14 protein-coding genes are annotated in these 15,862 nt (G+C 53.0%); 6 read left to right on the top strand and 8 right to left on the bottom strand.

The features are described from left to right. The first annotated feature begins 11 nt into the window (after positions 1-11). From potA to ACT3T7_RS13855, 3 genes are read left to right on the top strand one after another with little or no spacing between them, the layout of a single operon-like run. Positions 12-1,229, top strand: a complete 1,218-nt coding sequence (potA, locus tag ACT3T7_RS13865; RefSeq protein WP_444621934.1) for a polyamine ABC transporter ATP-binding protein — start codon at positions 12-14, stop codon at positions 1,227-1,229. 34 nt (positions 1,230-1,263) lie between these two features. Beyond that, positions 1,264-2,175 carry an ABC transporter permease subunit gene (locus ACT3T7_RS13860; protein WP_441679081.1) on the top strand — a complete coding sequence of 304 codons (912 nt, stop codon included), beginning with the start codon at positions 1,264-1,266 and terminating at the stop codon, positions 2,173-2,175. Continuing rightward, complete coding sequence (locus ACT3T7_RS13855; protein ID WP_193054962.1) at positions 2,172-2,993, top strand: ABC transporter permease subunit; 822 nt, start codon at positions 2,172-2,174, stop codon at positions 2,991-2,993. The genes ACT3T7_RS13860 and ACT3T7_RS13855 overlap by 4 nt, the downstream gene beginning before the upstream one ends. Positions 2,994-3,011: 18 nt before the next feature. Here the strand turns inward: ACT3T7_RS13855 and ACT3T7_RS13850 are convergent, their stop codons facing one another. Continuing rightward, the gene (locus ACT3T7_RS13850; RefSeq protein ID WP_087106752.1) at positions 3,012-3,221 is read right to left on the bottom strand and encodes a CPXCG motif-containing cysteine-rich protein; all 210 of its coding nucleotides are present in this window, start codon (positions 3,219-3,221) and stop codon (positions 3,012-3,014) included. 136 nt (positions 3,222-3,357) lie between these two features. On the opposite strand from ACT3T7_RS13850, the gene ACT3T7_RS13845 reads away from it, so the two are divergent. Further along, entirely contained in the window at positions 3,358-3,786 is a 429-nt protein-coding gene (locus tag ACT3T7_RS13845) for a DUF3617 domain-containing protein (RefSeq protein WP_172117113.1), read from the top strand. A gap of 103 nt (positions 3,787-3,889) precedes the next feature. On the opposite strand, the gene ACT3T7_RS13840 is transcribed toward ACT3T7_RS13845, so the two are convergent. Continuing rightward, positions 3,890-6,997 carry an efflux RND transporter permease subunit gene (locus ACT3T7_RS13840; RefSeq protein ID WP_444631328.1) on the bottom strand — a complete coding sequence of 1,036 codons (3,108 nt, stop codon included), beginning with the start codon at positions 6,995-6,997 and terminating at the stop codon, positions 3,890-3,892. Continuing rightward, positions 6,997-8,076 carry an efflux RND transporter periplasmic adaptor subunit gene (locus ACT3T7_RS13835; RefSeq protein ID WP_444631327.1) on the bottom strand — a complete coding sequence of 360 codons (1,080 nt, stop codon included), beginning with the start codon at positions 8,074-8,076 and terminating at the stop codon, positions 6,997-6,999. Before ACT3T7_RS13835 ends, ACT3T7_RS13840 begins: the two co-directional genes overlap by 1 nt. Before the next feature lie 134 nt (positions 8,077-8,210). Here ACT3T7_RS13835 and ACT3T7_RS13830 point away from each other — a divergent pair, with 134 nt between their 5' ends. Then, positions 8,211-9,395, top strand: coding sequence for an NAD(P)/FAD-dependent oxidoreductase (locus tag ACT3T7_RS13830; protein WP_172117110.1), 1,185 nt, complete (start codon positions 8,211-8,213; stop codon positions 9,393-9,395). A 21-nt stretch (positions 9,396-9,416) separates the two neighbouring features. Here ACT3T7_RS13830 and ACT3T7_RS13825 read toward each other — a convergent pair whose 3' ends face one another. The 4 genes from ACT3T7_RS13825 to ACT3T7_RS13810 all read right to left on the bottom strand — a co-directional run bounded on the left by ACT3T7_RS13825 (position 9,417) and on the right by ACT3T7_RS13810 (position 11,553). Further along, positions 9,417-9,734 carry a YqjK family protein gene (locus tag ACT3T7_RS13825; RefSeq protein ID WP_172117109.1) on the bottom strand — a complete coding sequence of 106 codons (318 nt, stop codon included), beginning with the start codon at positions 9,732-9,734 and terminating at the stop codon, positions 9,417-9,419. After that, positions 9,709-10,113: a phage holin family protein gene (locus ACT3T7_RS13820; protein WP_444631326.1), complete on the bottom strand. Its 405-nt coding sequence runs from the start codon at positions 10,111-10,113 to the stop codon at positions 9,709-9,711. The genes ACT3T7_RS13825 and ACT3T7_RS13820 overlap by 26 nt, the downstream gene beginning before the upstream one ends. Continuing rightward, on the bottom strand, positions 10,113-10,445 hold the full coding sequence (locus ACT3T7_RS13815) for a DUF883 family protein (protein ID WP_172117107.1): 333 nt from the start codon (positions 10,443-10,445) through the stop codon (positions 10,113-10,115). Before ACT3T7_RS13815 ends, ACT3T7_RS13820 begins: the two co-directional genes overlap by 1 nt. 76 nt (positions 10,446-10,521) lie before the next feature. Then, positions 10,522-11,553, bottom strand: coding sequence for a phospholipase A (locus tag ACT3T7_RS13810; RefSeq protein ID WP_444631357.1), 1,032 nt, complete (start codon positions 11,551-11,553; stop codon positions 10,522-10,524). Between the two features lie 214 nt (positions 11,554-11,767). Here ACT3T7_RS13810 and mscK point away from each other — a divergent pair, with 214 nt between their 5' ends. Continuing rightward, positions 11,768-15,070, top strand: a complete 3,303-nt coding sequence (mscK, locus tag ACT3T7_RS13805; RefSeq protein ID WP_444631356.1) for a mechanosensitive channel MscK — start codon at positions 11,768-11,770, stop codon at positions 15,068-15,070. Here mscK and ACT3T7_RS13800 read toward each other — a convergent pair. Then, on the bottom strand, positions 15,067-15,840 hold the full coding sequence (locus tag ACT3T7_RS13800) for a TlyA family RNA methyltransferase (protein ID WP_444631355.1): 774 nt from the start codon (positions 15,838-15,840) through the stop codon (positions 15,067-15,069). The two genes, mscK and ACT3T7_RS13800, sit on opposite strands and share 4 nt — an antisense overlap. Positions 15,841-15,862 lie beyond the last annotated feature (22 nt).

Genomic DNA, 15,862 nt, shown 5'->3' with positions numbered 1-15,862 from the left:
GGGAGTGGCGAATGGTCACTACGCCCCTGTCGGACGGAAATTCGGCGAGCGAACCCTCGGCAAACGAACCTTCAGTGAACGAAACGGCAGCGTCTGCCTTGGCGGTACAGCGCCCACAAGGCAAGGCACCGCGGTTTGCAGAAGACATCGTGCTAGAAGTTAAAGGCTTATGTAAGCGCTTTGACGAGGCCTTGGCGGTAGATAATGTAAATTTACAGGTGAAGCGTGGTGAGATTTTTGCGCTTTTAGGCGGCTCGGGTTCGGGGAAGTCGACGCTGTTGCGTATGCTTGCCGGGTTTGAAACTCCCACGGACGGGCATATTTTGCTGGGCGGTCAAGACATTACCGCGGTCCCGCCCTACAAGCGTCCGATTAACATGATGTTTCAATCCTATGCGCTATTTCCGCACATGACGGTGGCGCAAAATATTGCCTTTGGGCTAAAACAGGACAGGCTTGCCAAGGCTGAAGTAGATGCGCGCGTGGCGCAAATGCTGAAACTGGTGCATATGGAGCGCTTTGCCAAGCGTAAGCCGCATCAGCTTTCCGGTGGCCAGCGTCAACGGGTGGCGCTGGCGCGCTCCCTCGCCAAACGGCCAAAACTGTTGCTGCTTGATGAGCCCATGGGCGCGCTGGATAAAAAGTTGCGTACTGAAATGCAGTTGGAAGTGGTCGAGATTATTGAGCAGGTAGGCGTGACCTGCATTATGGTGACCCACGATCAGGAAGAGGCCATGACCATGGCGGATCGTGTCGCCATTATGGCCGATGGCTGGATTGAGCAGGTCGGCTCGCCGGTCGATGTGTATGAAAGCCCAGCCAGCCGTATGGTGGCGGAATTTGTCGGTACGGTGAACCTGTTTGAAGGCGAGATTGTGGAAGATGCCGCTGACCACTGCCAAATCGTATCGCCTGAGCTTGAACGCCCCATTTATATCGACCACGGCATTACAACTCAAGCGGTTGATCGGCGGGTATGGGCAGCGCTGCGCCCGGAAAAAATCTGGCTAACGCGCGAGAAACCCTCGTCTGACTACAACTGGGCAGAGGGTAAAGTCCACGATATCGCCTACCTGGGTGGTTTTTCGCTTTACTACGTACGCACCGCCTCGGGTCAGTTGATTAAAGTCAGCATGGCGAATACCGAACGGCGAGGTGACCGGCCAACCTGGGAAGACAGTGTGTATGTCTACTGGGAAGACCACAGTGCCATCGTGTTGAACCGCTAATGGCCCTTTCTGGCTACTTGGGAGATTGCTTGCGATGATGCCATCTCAACTCACCGCCCTGTTCAAACGCTTACAGTTAGGGCGTCGGGCGGTGATTGCCTTGCCGCTTGTATGGCTACTGCTGTTTTTTTTGCTGCCCTTTGCCCTGGTACTGAAGATCAGTTTGTCGGAAGGGGTTGTGGCGATCCCTCCTTATGGGCCGCTGCTTGAGTATACCAACCAGACCCTGCATATCTTTCTAAACGTGGGCAACTATCTGTTTTTACTCTCCGATTCGCTGTATGCAGCTGCCTATTGGGGGTCTGTAAAAACGGCGTTTATCTCAACCGTGGCCTGTTTGTTGATCGGCTACCCGATGGCATACGCCATGGCCCGTGCCCCAGCACGCTGGCAGCTTCTGTTGTTGTTGCTGGTAATGTTGCCCTCCTGGACCTCGTTTTTGATTCGCGTGTATGCCTGGATGGGGATTTTAAGTAACAGCGGCCTTATCAATAATCTACTGATAGGGTTGGGTCTGATCGATACGCCTTTACGAATGATGAACACGCAGTTTGCCGTGGTGATAGGTATTGTCTATGCCTATCTTCCCTTTATGGTGTTGCCGCTTTATGCCCATCTAACCCGGCTGGATAATTCACTACTGGAGGCCGCTTCGGACCTTGGGTCACGTAAACTCAATACTTTTATCAAGGTAACGCTGCCCCTTTCGATGGGGGGAATTATTGCGGGGTCAATGTTGGTATTTATCCCGGCCGTGGGCGAGTTTGTTATTCCCGAGCTATTGGGCGGCCCGGATACGCTGATGATTGGTAAGGTACTTTGGGAGGAGTTTTTCCTTAATCGCGATTGGCCCGTTGCCTCGGCGCTGGCAATGGTGATGTTACTGCTGCTGTTAATACCGATTGTTTGGTTTCACCGTTACCAGTCTCGGGGGCTTGAAGAATGAGCGTAGTACGACGGCGGCCGCATTTTTCAACCTTGATGCTGATACTCGGCCTGGTGTTCCTCTATCTGCCGATGGCGGTGTTGGTGGTGTACTCCTTCAACTCTTCCAGGCTCGTTACCGTGTGGGCGGGCTTTTCAACCCAGTGGTACGGGGCGCTGTTCCAGGACCAACAAATTCTCTCGGCAGTATGGACGAGTCTAAAAATCGCGTTTTTTGCCGCGAGCATGGCGGTATGTTTGGGAACGGTCGCGGCGTTTGTAATGACGCGATTTGGACGCTTCCGTGGAAAAACGGCGCTTTCCAGCATGGTAACGGCACCCCTTGTCATGCCCGAGGTCATTACCGGGCTGTCGTTGCTACTGTTATTTGTTCAAATGGCACAGCTGACAGGCTGGCCCGCCGACCGTGGTGTAGGCACTATCTGGATTGCGCATACCACCTTTTGCAGCGCTTACGTTGCCATTGTAGTGGCGGCACGGCTGCGCGAGTTGGATAGCTCGATAGAAGAGGCGGCAATGGATTTAGGTTCACCACCCCTTAAAACATTCTTTTTTATCACGCTACCCATTATTGCCCCTGCGCTGGCGGCGGGCTGGCTGCTTGCCTTCACGCTGTCGTTGGATGACCTGGTCATCGCAAGCTTCGTGTCTGGTCCTGGCGCCAATACGCTGCCCATGGTGGTGTTTTCATCTGTTCGCATGGGCGTATCGCCTAAAATTAATGCGCTGGCGACGCTGATTATTTTGACGGTATCGCTGGTGACGTTTTTGGCGTGGTACCTGATGCGTCGTAGCGAAGCCAAGCGGCAAATAAATTAGCAACAAGGAGGCGTTTGGCTAGAAAACGTCATCGTCTCGGCCGGTTAACACGGCTTCAAGTTCGCCGGTCATGGGCGAGATGATGATTTCAAGCTGAATAGGCGCACAGCATTGATGGCAATCTTCCCACGTGGCGTGGCTGCCTTGAGAGGTGTCGATGACAAACGTCAGAGGCGCATCGCAATAGGGGCAGTTAAAATCGTGGTTTACCAAGGCGTCATCGTGCATAAGCAGCTACCTTTAAAAGTTTGGAGCTTGGCGGCAGTGTAGCAGTCTGCGCGAAGCCGGGCATGGCAGTGATGAATCAGGTAGGATATACGCGGTTTTCCACGGACTGTTTTTCAACGTGCTAAAGAGAGAAACGATGATGTTACGAAACATGGTAGTAGCGGCCACTTTGGCCTTCCCGATGGTCGCCTTGGCGGAAACACCGAATGTTACCCCAGGCGAGTGGGAGTTCGTCAGCGTGACCAGCATCAGTGGCGACATGGATATTCCGGATCAAACGGAAACCGAGCGTCAATGTATTACTCAGGATGACCTTGAAGGCGCCGAGTTTGGGTTTATCGAAGAAGAAGATGGCTGCGAGCTTCTCAATCAGGAAATGAGTGCTGACGGTCTCTCTTACAGCATGGTATGTCGCGCAGAGGGTGGTGAAGCCAATATTGATGGCGATATGAGCTTTATGGGCGAGCAAATCAGCGGCAGCGTTGATATTCTCACTCAGTCGCCAATGGGCGAGCTGACCATGAATACCGCTATTGAAGGTCAGCGTGTAGGTGAGTGTGAATAATCACTTGCGTTGATGCCTGAAAAGGGCGCCTCTTTTGAAGAGGCGCCCTTTTTTTGACCGATAGCCTTTCTTTACCTCTAGAAAGAAAAGCCGCAACACGTCGCTAACCGGCTGAGTCGGAAATTTCCTCTTCCAGACGCCGTTTAACCGCACCGGGGGAGCCGGTATGACGTGCCAGAAGGTCGTACGCAACGGGTACTACAAATAGCGTGAACAGTGTCGCCGCACCAACGCCTGCCATTATCACCGTGCCAATCACCAGGCGGGACTCAGCGCCTGGTCCGCTTGAAATAATCAGTGGTATGGCACCGGCCATGGTGGTAATTGCGGTCATCAAAATAGGCCGTAGTCGGGTGACGGAGGCTTCAATGAGCGCTGTACGAAAGGCTTTACCCTCATCACGTAGCTGGTTGGCAAACTCGACGATCAAAATACCGTTTTTGGCAGCCAGACCAATCAATAGTACCAGGCCAACCTGACTATAAATGTTAAGCGACTGCCCGCTTAGCAAAAGGGCCAGTAGAGCGCCGCTCATCGCAAGCGGTACTGTCAACATAATGACAAAGGGGTGGATAAGGCTTTCAAACTGTGCGGCTAGCACTAGAAATACCACGATAGCGCCTAATATCAGCAGGAAGGTGGTCGCGCCACTTGCCTGCTGAAAATCACGTGAAGGGCCTGCCACGTTGGTTTGTGCTTCTTCGGGCAACAGCGTGTCGGCGGTAGCTTGTAGATATGTAAGCGCCTCCCCAAGCGGGTAGCCGTCAGCCAGGTTGGCCTCGATGGTAATGGCTCGAATACGGTCAAAGCGGTTTAACGTGCTGGCGCCAGCAACGTCGGTAAGCGTCACGAGGCTTGCGAGAGGGATCAGTTCACCAGAACGTGCCGAGCGTACCTGTATATTATCCAGGGCGCGGGGGCTGTTCTGCCGATCGCGATCACCTTCGATAATCACGTCGTACTCTTCGCCGTTATCCACGTAGCGGGTAACGTTGCGACCGCCTAACAGCACTTCAAGCGTACGGCCTATTTCGGTAATCGTTACGCCCAACGCTGCTGCCCGCTCATAGTTAATCTCGACACTGAGCTGTGGCTGGGTCTCGTTATAGTTGCTTTCAAGCGCCGTAATGCGTGGGTTATCCTCCCGCACATAGTCCATCAGCAGGGTGCGCCAGCGAGCGAGTTCTGCGTAATTACCGCCGCCAATCACAAACTGAACAGGCTTTTGTGTGCGTTGGCCAAAGCCCTGACGCATAACGGGGAATGCCTGAACGCCAGGCAGTGGCCTTAGCAGCGCTCGCACGTCATCCATTACTTCCCATGCGCTGCGGCGGCTGCCCCAATCGGCCATATTGATGATGACAAAACCGCCGTTAAAATTCTCGATATTGCCAAAGCCGCGTGGCGCACGTACGACCACACGTTCAAGCTCACCCGTTTCTATCAGGGGAGCAAGTCGTGCTTCGATTTCATCCATGTAGTCCATCATGTAATCGAAGGTGGCGCCTTCAGGGCCATTCACCAATACGATAAAGTTGCCACGATCCTCTTGTGGGGTGTACTCATTGGGCAGCTCGGTGGTTAGCCATGCCGTCATGGCGATCAACAGTGCAAATACCCCGACAACTATCCAACTGCGTGCAAGTAGCCACTCAAGGATACGCTGGTAACGTCGCTGAGTAACACCCAGTAGCCACTGGACACCTTTACCCACGGCGCTGTCGTGCATGCCGGGTTTAAGAATCTTGGACGCCATCATGGGGGTTAGGGTAAGCGCCAGGAGTGTCGAGAAAACAACGGCTGCCGCCATCGTGAGGGCAAACTCGGAAAAGAGCCGACCAATGTCGCCCTGCAGCATGCTTAACGGAACAAATACCGCGACCAACACCAGCGTGGTAGCAATAACCGCAAACGCAATCTGGCGTGTTCCTCTAAAAGCGGCTACCAGCGGCGTTTCACCATAGTCGTGCATGCGGCGATTGATATTTTCCAGTACCACAATGGCATCATCAACAATCAAACCAATCGCCAACACCAGCGCCAGCAGAGTGAGCAAGTTGATTGAAAAGTTCATCACGGCAAGCGCGGTAAAAGCCCCAATGACCGCAATAGGAACGGTAACGGCAGGCACCAGCGTGGTTCGCAGATTACCCAGGAATAAAAAGATCACCACGACGACCAGGCCCATGGCAATAAACAGCGTCATCACGACTTGTTCAATGGCACCGGAAACAAAGACCGAGGCATCATGGGTTAGGCCAAGCGTCATGCCCTCGGGTAGCGTCTCTTGAAGGCGCTCCAATTCATTCCGAACTGCACTTGAAAGCTCAATGACATTAGCGGTCGACTGCATAACGATGCCAAGCCCGACCATGGGAATGCCATTGGCGCGAAATACGGAGCGATCTTCTACAGAGCCGACCTCTACCCGTGCAACATCAGCCAATCGGACCAGGTAGCCATTATCACTTTGATTAAGGGCCAGGCGTTTAAAGTCATCGGCAGTTGCAAAGCTGCGCGGGAGGCGAACGATAAACTGGCGGTCTTGTGATTCGATGGAGCCTGCCGGTAGCTCAACGTTTTCGGCGCGCAGGGCATCTTCAATATCGCCGACGGTCAGGCCGCGAGCGGCAAGCGCGTTGCGGTCCAGCCATACGCGCATGGCGTAATCCCGGCCACCGCCGATGCGAACACGCGCAACGCCCGGTTGCACAGACAGGCTGTCAACCAGAAAGCGGTTGGCGTAATCCGTAAGCTCGGTAATTGAGTAGTCGGCGCCCGAGAGGCTTAGCCATACCACGATCTCTTCGCTGCTATCGGCCTTGGTGACTTCCGGAGCGTCGGCATCGTCGGGCAGGTTACGCAAGGCACCCGAAATTCGGTCACGGATATCGTTCGCCGCCGCGTTAATATCCATTTCAATGCCAAACTCAATTTCAATGCGCGACCGGCCATCTTCGCTACGGGAAGTAATTAACTCAATGCCCTCGACGCCTGCAATTCGGTCTTCCAGTACTTGGGTAATGCGCGTTTCGACGACATCGGCGGACGCGCCCGGATAGCGGGTATCAATACTGACGATGGGAGGATCCACGGTGGGATACTCTTGCAGAGGAAGCCGATTAAGCGCCAGCAAGCCAAAGGCAATGATCAGTGCGGCGATGACCATGGCAAGCACGGGTCGTTGTACGGAAATGTCCGATAGACGCATTAGCGATCGGCCTCCAATAAGGCGCGAATACTCGTTTCATCGTCCACGATGCCCAGTAAACGTACTTCCAGCCCGTCTCTTGCCAGTTGCAAGCCGTGAACAACCACTAGGTCGCCAGCTTCAATGCCTTCAAGAATTTCTACCTGCCCGTAGCGCCGTTCACCTATCACTACGCTGTGCCTTTCAAGGCGCGGGGTAGGGCCACTTTGGTCAATCACCATGACATAGTGTTGGTCGCCACTGGGTTCGAGTGCCGCTTCGGGCAGCACGATGGCATCGCGTACGCGCTGTTGAACGACCACTTCCATCAACATACCTGGCCGAAGGCGCATATCGGGGTTTTCAAGCACGGCTCGCACGTTAACGCTTCGCGATACAGGGTCAATGCGTGTACCGATACTAGCAATGTCGCCAGTAAAACTATCGTCGGGGTAGGCGGCTGTCGTAGCACTGAGCGGCAGCCCGATTGAAAGGCGGCTTAGAAAGCGTTCAGGAACGCTAAAATCAAGCTTCATCACATCCAGCTTGTCGAGCGTTACCAATTCCATGCCGGGCGTTACCAGTGTGCCGGTACTAAGGGTACGCAACCCCACGCGGCCGCTGAACGGCGCTTTGATTTGGTAGTTGGTAAGCCGCGCTTCGATAACCTGTGTATTGGCTTGCGCTTGGCGAAGCTGTGCTTGAAAGTCTTCGAGGTCCGCCCGAGCGGCCAGGTTGCGTTCCTGTAGCTGGATGGTACGACCAAGCGTGTTACTTCGTTCGTCACTGATGGCTTGAGCTGAGCGCAACTGGGCTTGCTCTTCGGCATCGTCCAGGCGAATCAGTACTTGCCCCTGTTCAACCTGGGCGCCATCCTCAAAATTGATCTCGGCCACAATATCGGTGACCGTCGCAGAAAGCGTAACGCTCTCATCGGCACGCAGGGTGCCCAAGGCTTCCAGTGGGTCAGACCACGTCATTATTTCTGCGCGGCTGCCAATCACAGAAGGTGCAGGCTGTGCTGCGGTTTGCCCTTGGGCGGGGCTTGAGAGTAAAACAAAGAGCAAAACAAGCAAATACGATCGGGCATACGCGGACATAGGTTTCTCGGTATCAGGCGTGGGGGTAATCCTGGTTAGCACTCTTATATGATGTCATGAAACGTGAAGAAACATTTTCTCTTGGTCTTGAACTGTTAAAATGCGTGTCTTCTCCCCCCCAAGAGCAATTCTCTATGGTTTATGATGTCGTGGTTATCGGCGCCGGTGCCGCAGGCCTAATGTGCGCTGCACAGGCTGGCTATGCAGGCCGACGCGTGCTGGTACTCGACCACGCCAACAAGGCAGGTAAGAAGATACTGATGTCCGGCGGTGGCCGCTGCAACTTTACCAATCTTGGCACCACACCTCAGCATTTTTACTCTGAAAATCCGTATTTTTGTATTTCCGCGCTTAAGCGCTATCGGCCGGAACACTTTGTAGAGCTGGTTGACCGGCATGGCGTCGAGTACGTGGAAAAAGCCCCTGGACAGCTATTCTGTGCAACGTCGGCTAAAGAGATTGTGCGAGTGCTATGGACAGAGTGCGAATGGGCGGGTGTGGAAATAGCGCTAAATACTCAGATCAATAAAGTCGCCAGGCAAGGCGACGCCATGCGCCTGATGACATCCATGGGGAGCATTGATGCTGGGATTGTAGTGGTGGCGAGCGGTGGCTTGTCGATTCCCACGATGGGCGCCACCGGGTTTGGTTATGAGCTGGCACGTCAGTTTGGCCTGGACGTGTTGCCTACTCGGCCTGGGCTAGTGCCTTTTGCCCTGAGTGATTTCTGGAAGGAGCGCAGTGCTGCGCTTTCCGGACTCAGCTTGCCTGTCGCGGTGAGTTGTGCAGGGCGGCGGTTTGTTGAGCCGATGCTGTTCACGCACCGGGGCTTGTCGGGCCCCTCTATGCTACAGATATCCAGCGTATGGCAGCCCGGTTCATCCATAGAAATTGATACATTGCCGGGCGAGGATGCCGCCGCGTCACTGCGTGAGGCGCGTCAAACAACACCCAAACGTCAGCTATCCACCTGGCTGGGAGAGCGCTTTCCCAAACGCTTTGCTCAGGCACTTTTAGAGTGGTACCCAGACTCGAATCAGGCAGCGCCGCTTGCTCAATACAGTAATGATGAAGTAGATCAATGGGCCTATCGGCTTAACCAATGGCAGCTTAAACCAGCGGGCACTGAAGGGTGGCGTACGGCAGAGGTAACCATGGGCGGGGTCAATACAGACGCTATCTCATCGAAATCGTTTGAGGTAAAAGATGTGCCTCAACTGCGCTTTATAGGAGAAGTGCTGGACGTGACTGGTGAGCTTGGAGGGTATAACTTTCAGTGGGCGTGGGCGAGTGGGGTTGCTTGTGGGCAAGCTTGCTAGGCCGCGTGTGCGGCCCGGCAATTAAGTAACAACGTTAGAAAGCAGCTTCAGTTTGCGAAAAAGCATATAGCCTGCAAGTGCTTTTCTACCGGCTGCCATTACTCCGCCCGGTCTGCGTACAAATTTGTAGGCGAGCAGACCGCCAGCGGCATAAAGCGGTAACTTGATGCTGCGCCACTTTTGATCAAGTGGGGAGGCCGAACGCTGTAGATAATCGCTGCATACCAGAATATCAATGCGCTGCTGCTCAAGCTGTGCAAGTAATGCTGCTTTGCGCTCAGCACGGCTTATACGCTTAGAGCGGTTGGGCGGCTTAACGCTTTTGTTGGTTTGCTTCATCGCTTTTCACCTCAAGCAGAGCACGATCAGCCGCTAGTTGTTTAAGCGTTTCTTTTAAAAACGTATGCCGTTTGGCCTGACGAATAGCAATGGCTGCCAATAATAAACTGGCTGCTATTAGGACACCCGCGCTGACACCAATCGCCAGCAGCCTGTAAGAGTCCCAAAAAACCACGATGACTAGCGCGGTAAGCGTTATTACACCTAGCAATAAAAGTAATAAGCTGGCGCCGGTCAAAAGAAACAGGGTGACTAAACGAGCGCGCTCTTCTTCGAGTTCTAAAACCGCCAAACGCAGTCGGGTTTCACTGTTAGCAACCAGTGACCTTACCAAGCGCTTGGCGGCAGAAAATACGCGTTGGGTTGGCCCCAAAGACATTAGCGGCGTCCGAGCAGCATACCTACCAATAGACCGACGGCTGCGCCGATACCGATGCTGGACCACGGGTTTTCGCGTACATAACGATCACAGCAGTCAACTTGATTTGAAAGCGTTTCACGAGTTTCATCATAAATTCGCTCGCCGCGAGCTTCCAGGCGTTCACGAGCGTTTTTAAGGCGGCTTTCTGCACGAGCACGAAGGTCGTGCATTTCGCTGCTGGCATCCTTGGACGTTGCGTTAACCAGTTCTTCTATGGTGTCGCTTAAGTGGCGCAGATCTTCTTTCCACTGGTCAGCGCGGTGCTCAGTATCGAATTGACGCTTAGCCATTTTGTCTTCCTTTGACGAATGAATGAATTAATCTATATCAGCATAGCAGCCGGCACATGATAGACAAGGCCATTTTTTACCGGTTCAAACCCGTCGCACTAAACAGGGGATTTAAACTAAAACCAATGCTTAGACGGTTAACACGATCATCGTAGTCAATCATGCTTTCACCATAGCCATAGTAATACTGGATGTGCCCGCGCAGGTTGCCAAATGTAGGCCAGCTGTAGTCAATTTGAGTACCGTAGTTACCTGCGCCCGGGTTGCCTCGAAATAACGCGCTGATTTCATGATTGTTATTGAGCCGCTTGGCAATATGGATATCGCCATAGCCCATATAACGTTCAATATCAGGATTATCATCATTACTGGCCGACTCAGGAACGCGCCAAAAAGGAGCGAACGTCACTGCCCAGTCGCCACGTTGGAATGTGCTTTCCAGGTAGACGCGGTTCCAACTGCGCGAGAGAGGGTCTGAGCGGCCATTCGATTGGTGATTAAATGCAACGCGATTGCGTGTATTTACCCAGCCAAGCGCATCCCAGGCGTTATCGAAGTCGATAAACAGCTCGGGTTCGTAATTGGTTTCTCTAAACGGGGAGGAGGCATCGGTATTGTAAGCCTGCCACCAGCTGCGCTGGGTATAGCCAAAATAGAGATCCCCTGCATCGCCGAAAACATCTTCTACCAGGTTGGCTTTAACGCTTAATTGGAACTTGATTTCGTAGCGATCCGCGCCTGAATCAGTGGTGATTTCCCGAAAATTCTCAGCATTCGGTTTTGCGTTATAGCTGACAGGGAACAAATAGTTAAGGCGGTGTGTGGTGATCGAAAAGGGATTGCGTGTTGATTCTTGCTCAAGCAGCCGGCGTTCGATGATATCTTCACGAGCGGCGACTTCGGGTGGTTGCTTTACCGTCACTTTTGAAGGCGTGTCGCCAAGTGCTGTCTGGTTATTTAGTTGTTGTTGAAGCTGGTAGAGTTCACTATTGAGCTCACGAATACGCGCTTCAATTTCTTCCTGGGAGTCGGCTAAGGCAGGGCTACTGTACGTTACTGTGCTTAGCAAGGCTATTACGCTTGCATACAGCAGTTTTCGGGTGACCATTTTTCGGGTGACCATTGAAGCGACTCGCAAATAATAAAGGGGAAGGATCAATTATCAGAGTCGTTTCTATACATGCCAAGAGAGTAAGTCAACCTCTTCGTTGCGCAGGTCAATGGAACCCCTGACAATGGCTGGTATTTAATTTTTACCACTATCATTTTTTTCTGAGGGTATATCAACCGTGGTTAGATGTATCTGTAATTATACCTTGAAGGTGCTATTGGCGCTTTATTTGATGACGGTGTGCGTTAGCGTTCAGGGCGCCTTTGACGTTGATCAAGTACCCTCACAAGAGACAATAGCGGAGCGCTTGGCAGCGCTCGATTCAGTAGACAGTGAGCTAACCGCGCAGCAGGTTAGCGAGCAGACCAATTTAAGGGACGCGCTGGAAATTTACCAACGTTTGGATGCTAATGATGAACGTTTAAAGGTACTTAACCAGCGGGTTGATGAGGCGCCTGAACAGTTGTACCAGTTAGAGCTTGCGCTGGGTGAGGTGGAGGAGAGTTTTCAGCAGTTAACTGCCCAAACATTCGCCGATATGTCGTTGGACGATTTAACGTCACAGCAGGCAGATGCTGTCCTTGAACTGCAGCAGCTGCAAGGGGAGTTGACCGATGTGAACTCGCAGTTACTGGCCTCGATTACGTTACCCGAGCGAGCCCAGCAGGCAATCTCCAATGCCCTGCAACGTGCTGAAACGTTACGCCGTGAGTACGACGATCGCGAAGCGCTATTAACGGATAGCCAGCTCCCACTCTCAAAGGATGCGCAGCTCATACAGCTTGGCTTGGCACGTCTCTTGGCGGAACGAGATGCCGCTTATAACCAACGAGAGTTAAGTGTTAACAGCCGATTGCGTGAACTCGCGCAACAACGGCGCGACCTCTTTTCGTTGCAAATTGATTACCAGGAAAAGCGCTTGGGTTTACTTGAGGGTGCCATTGATCTTCAGCGTACCCTTGAGTCTGAGCAAGTGGCGGCCGAGGCCATCGTGGATAATTCGCTTTTGGCTGAGGGCAACCCTGTCATACTTGATGCCCAGCAAGTTAATCAACGCATAAGCCAGGAACTGCTGCAGGCAACTGACCGCAGCAATACTATCTTGCGTGAGAATTTTGAGGCGCAGCGTGATCTGGACTATGTACTCCAATTGCAACGTAGTCTCAATGAACAGATCGATGCCATGCGTGGGAGTCATTTGTTATCACTTATTTTAAATGAGCAGCGCCAATCATTGCCTACGCCAGTTCCGCATCGACATTTGCAGGATGAAATTGCGGATCTTCGATTGAGACAGTTTGATTTAACCCGCCAGAGTGACCAGTTGCGCCACGGCAGACGGTTAGCCATTCAGCGCGTGGAGGAGGCAGGCCTTGAGGCAGCCCCAAGTGTGATCGACGCATTGAACCAGATTTATAGAGAGCGTCGTGAGCTGGTAGAGCAGTTGGAGCAATCCTACAGCAGCCTTTTAAGTTCTGCGATTGAGCTACAGCTGAATCAGAAGCAGCTGCTCACCACGACACGCGAGCTACGTACCACCATTTATGAGCAGTTATTTTGGGTCGCTAACAGTCAGCCTGTGGATATTAACTGGCTGCGCCAGTTGCCCAACAACATTCGCCTGGAGTGGCGAGAAGGCGAGTGGCGAGTCATTTTTTCAAACCACTGGCAGGCGCTTTCCTGGAAAATAGTGTTTGGGCTGCCATGGATGCTGCTTGGTCTGTTGCTCATCGGGTTACGCGCGCGGATAAAAGAGCGCTTGGCGACTATCCATTCTCAGATTGGTCGTTTAAAAAGCGATACTCAGTTACACACACCAAAAGCAGTGCTGTTAAACGCGCTATTGGCTATTCCGGGGCCGTTGATGCTAGCCGGTGTTGGAGTAGGGCTTCGCGAAACAGACGATGCATTAACCCACAGTATTGCGCCTGCGTTAATGCAACTCGCGTTAAGCTGGGGGGTGGTGGCGTGGGGGCGGCGTTTGCTCGCACCTGATGGCGTTGCCGAACGGCACTTTACCTGGCCTGCTCGTTATAACGCCCAGATTCGTAAGCTATTACGTTGGCTGGGGTTTGCGCTGGTTCCGGTGATAGCGATTGCGACAATATCGGGGCAGGTGCAAGCACCTCTAGCCTTGCGTCCTATTGCACTGGGCCTGATGGTCGCGGGGCTGTTAGCCATGAGCTGGTGGCTAACGAAGCTGATTTTGGCACATGTTCCTTTTTTTGGGCTTCGCTTATTCCGTTTGGTGTTGGGACTCGCCATGGCTGCCATCCCGCTCGTATTGGTGGGCTTGATCGTGTGGGGGTATGAATATACCGCACTGCGTTTGGCGGGACGGTTTGCTATCACGCTTTATTTATTGGGGCTGTGGGTGGTTGTTGAGGCGACGGTAGTGCGTAGTTTGGCTGTTGCCGCCAGACGCTTGGCTTACCGACGAGCACTTGCCCGACGTGCTCAAGCGCAGGAGGAAGCTGAAGGGGGGCTGGAGGTGGTGGAAGAGCCGCCGCTGGATATGGAAAAAATCAATACTCAGTCGCTACGCCTCTCCAAGCTGATTTTATTAATCGGCTTCAGCTTACTTTTATATCTTGTCTGGTCGGATCTTTTATCCGTGGTGGGATATCTGGATCACGTTTCCCTGTGGGATTCTGGCGATGAGGATTTGATTGGCAGTGAACTGTCTGTCACGGATGTTATTGCCGCGCTGCTGGTGGTCGCGGTCACCTTTATTATGGCGCGTAACCTGCCTGGCCTTTTAGAGGTAATGGTCTTGTCTCGCTTGGCACTAAAGCAGGGCAGTGCCTATGCCATCAGTTCGCTGCTCTCGTATGCGATTGTGGGTACGGGCATGCTGATTGCGTTGGCCACTCTGGGCGTTTCCTGGGACAAGTTACAGTGGCTGGTGGCGGCGCTCAGTGTGGGGCTGGGCTTTGGGTTACAGGAAATCTTTGCCAACTTCATTTCAGGTTTGATTATCCTGTTCGAGCGGCCTATCCGCATTGGGGATACGATTACGCTGGGTAACTTGCACGGGACCGTGAACCGCATAAGGATACGAGCAACAACCGTTACTGACTTCGATCGCAAAGAAATTATTATTCCCAATAAAACCTTTGTGACGGATCAGCTTATTAACTGGTCACTTTCAGATAACGTGACCAGGGTCGTGCTGACGTATGGCGTTGCGCATAACTCGGACTTGGCCAAAGTGCATCAGCTTTTACGCCAGGCGGCAGATGAAAACGAGCGGGTGTTGATTGACCCGGAGCCTCAGGTGTTCTGTTTGAGCTATGGCAACCATAGCTTCAATTTTGAGCTGCGCATTTTTGTTGATGACATCAAGGAGCGCTTGCCTGCGACGGATGAAATCAATTGTCGGGTAAATGAGCTGTTTCAAAAAGCAGGTGTGCGTGTGGCGTTTGAGCAGATGGATGTATGGCTGCACCGTGACCGGGGGGAGTCGGTCAAAGTGCAGTCAATTAATAAGTTACCGCCGTCTACGCATAGTTAGGCGTATGTCAGGGGGGCAGGCTTAAGGGCATGAAGAAGAAACTCCCGATTACCGTCTCCTCCGGTAATCGGGCTCTCTTGCCAGTGCTGCACCGCTAACCCACAAGCGTCACAGGCCTTGCGAATCTTTTCTTCCACTGTGTGGTAGTCGGCCGCGCGTCGAACGATGCCCCGCTTATCCAGCGCTCCAGGGGTGAGTTCAAACTGAGGTTTAACCAGCGAAATTAGCTCTCCTCCTGTTGGCAGCAGTGCGGCGATCTCCGGCAAAATCAGCGTCTGAGAAATAAAGGAGACGTCCATCACTGCGGTATCAATAGGAGTCGCGGTAATCGCTTCTTGCAGTGCTACGGATGAACTCATGTGCCTGGCGTTAAGGCCTTCGAGGCACGTAACACGCGGGTGGGTACGTAGCGATTCCGCGAGCTGGCTATGGCCAACTTCTACACCTACCACGTGGCGTGCGCCAAAGTGCAGCGCGCAGTCGGTAAAGCCCCCCGTGGACTGCCCTACATCCAAAATGACATGGTCATCCAGGCGCTTATTTAAAACCGTTAACACGCTTTCAAGTTTTAAACCGGCGCGAGAGACATAACGCTCCTCCGGGTCGTCGTCGACCAGTAGCGGTGTATCCTCAGGCCACTTTTCAGAGGGTTTGGTAAGCAAGCGCGAAGGCGCCTCTAAACGCACACGCCCATGGCGAATAAGCCGCTGGGCACGTGTACGCGAACTGGCTAACCCTTGGCTGACCAGTAGTTGATCGAGTCTTAACATTGATGACATGGTTAATTAAACG

Origin of the sequence: Halomonas sp. 111 (genome assembly GCF_052379685.1) — a bacterium.
Classification (GTDB): domain Bacteria; phylum Pseudomonadota; class Gammaproteobacteria; order Pseudomonadales; family Halomonadaceae; genus Vreelandella; species Vreelandella citrativorans.
The sequence above is the reverse complement of the archived record's forward strand: the minus strand, read 5'-3'. Positions and strand labels throughout refer to the sequence as shown.

Bases quoted from the DNA above. Each gene is read 5' to 3' on its own strand.
- potA (WP_444621934.1), top strand. From the start codon at position 12: ATGGTCACTACGCCCCTGTCGGACGGAAATTCGGCGAGCGAACCCTCG.
- ACT3T7_RS13860 (WP_441679081.1), top strand. From the start codon at position 1,264: ATGATGCCATCTCAACTCACCGCCCTGTTCAAACGCTTACAGTTAGGG.
- ACT3T7_RS13855 (WP_193054962.1), top strand. From the start codon at position 2,172: ATGAGCGTAGTACGACGGCGGCCGCATTTTTCAACCTTGATGCTGATA.
- ACT3T7_RS13850 (WP_087106752.1), bottom strand. From the start codon at position 3,221: ATGCACGATGACGCCTTGGTAAACCACGATTTTAACTGCCCCTATTGC.
- ACT3T7_RS13845 (WP_172117113.1), top strand. From the start codon at position 3,358: ATGATGTTACGAAACATGGTAGTAGCGGCCACTTTGGCCTTCCCGATG.
- ACT3T7_RS13840 (WP_444631328.1), bottom strand. From the start codon at position 6,997: ATGCGTCTATCGGACATTTCCGTACAACGACCCGTGCTTGCCATGGTC.
- ACT3T7_RS13835 (WP_444631327.1), bottom strand. From the start codon at position 8,076: ATGTCCGCGTATGCCCGATCGTATTTGCTTGTTTTGCTCTTTGTTTTA.
- ACT3T7_RS13830 (WP_172117110.1), top strand. From the start codon at position 8,211: ATGGTTTATGATGTCGTGGTTATCGGCGCCGGTGCCGCAGGCCTAATG.
- ACT3T7_RS13825 (WP_172117109.1), bottom strand. From the start codon at position 9,734: ATGAAGCAAACCAACAAAAGCGTTAAGCCGCCCAACCGCTCTAAGCGT.
- ACT3T7_RS13820 (WP_444631326.1), bottom strand. From the start codon at position 10,113: ATGTCTTTGGGGCCAACCCAACGCGTATTTTCTGCCGCCAAGCGCTTG.
- ACT3T7_RS13815 (WP_172117107.1), bottom strand. From the start codon at position 10,445: ATGGCTAAGCGTCAATTCGATACTGAGCACCGCGCTGACCAGTGGAAA.
- ACT3T7_RS13810 (WP_444631357.1), bottom strand. From the start codon at position 11,553: ATGGTCACCCGAAAACTGCTGTATGCAAGCGTAATAGCCTTGCTAAGC.
- ACT3T7_RS13800 (WP_444631355.1), bottom strand. From the start codon at position 15,840: ATGTTAAGACTCGATCAACTACTGGTCAGCCAAGGGTTAGCCAGTTCG.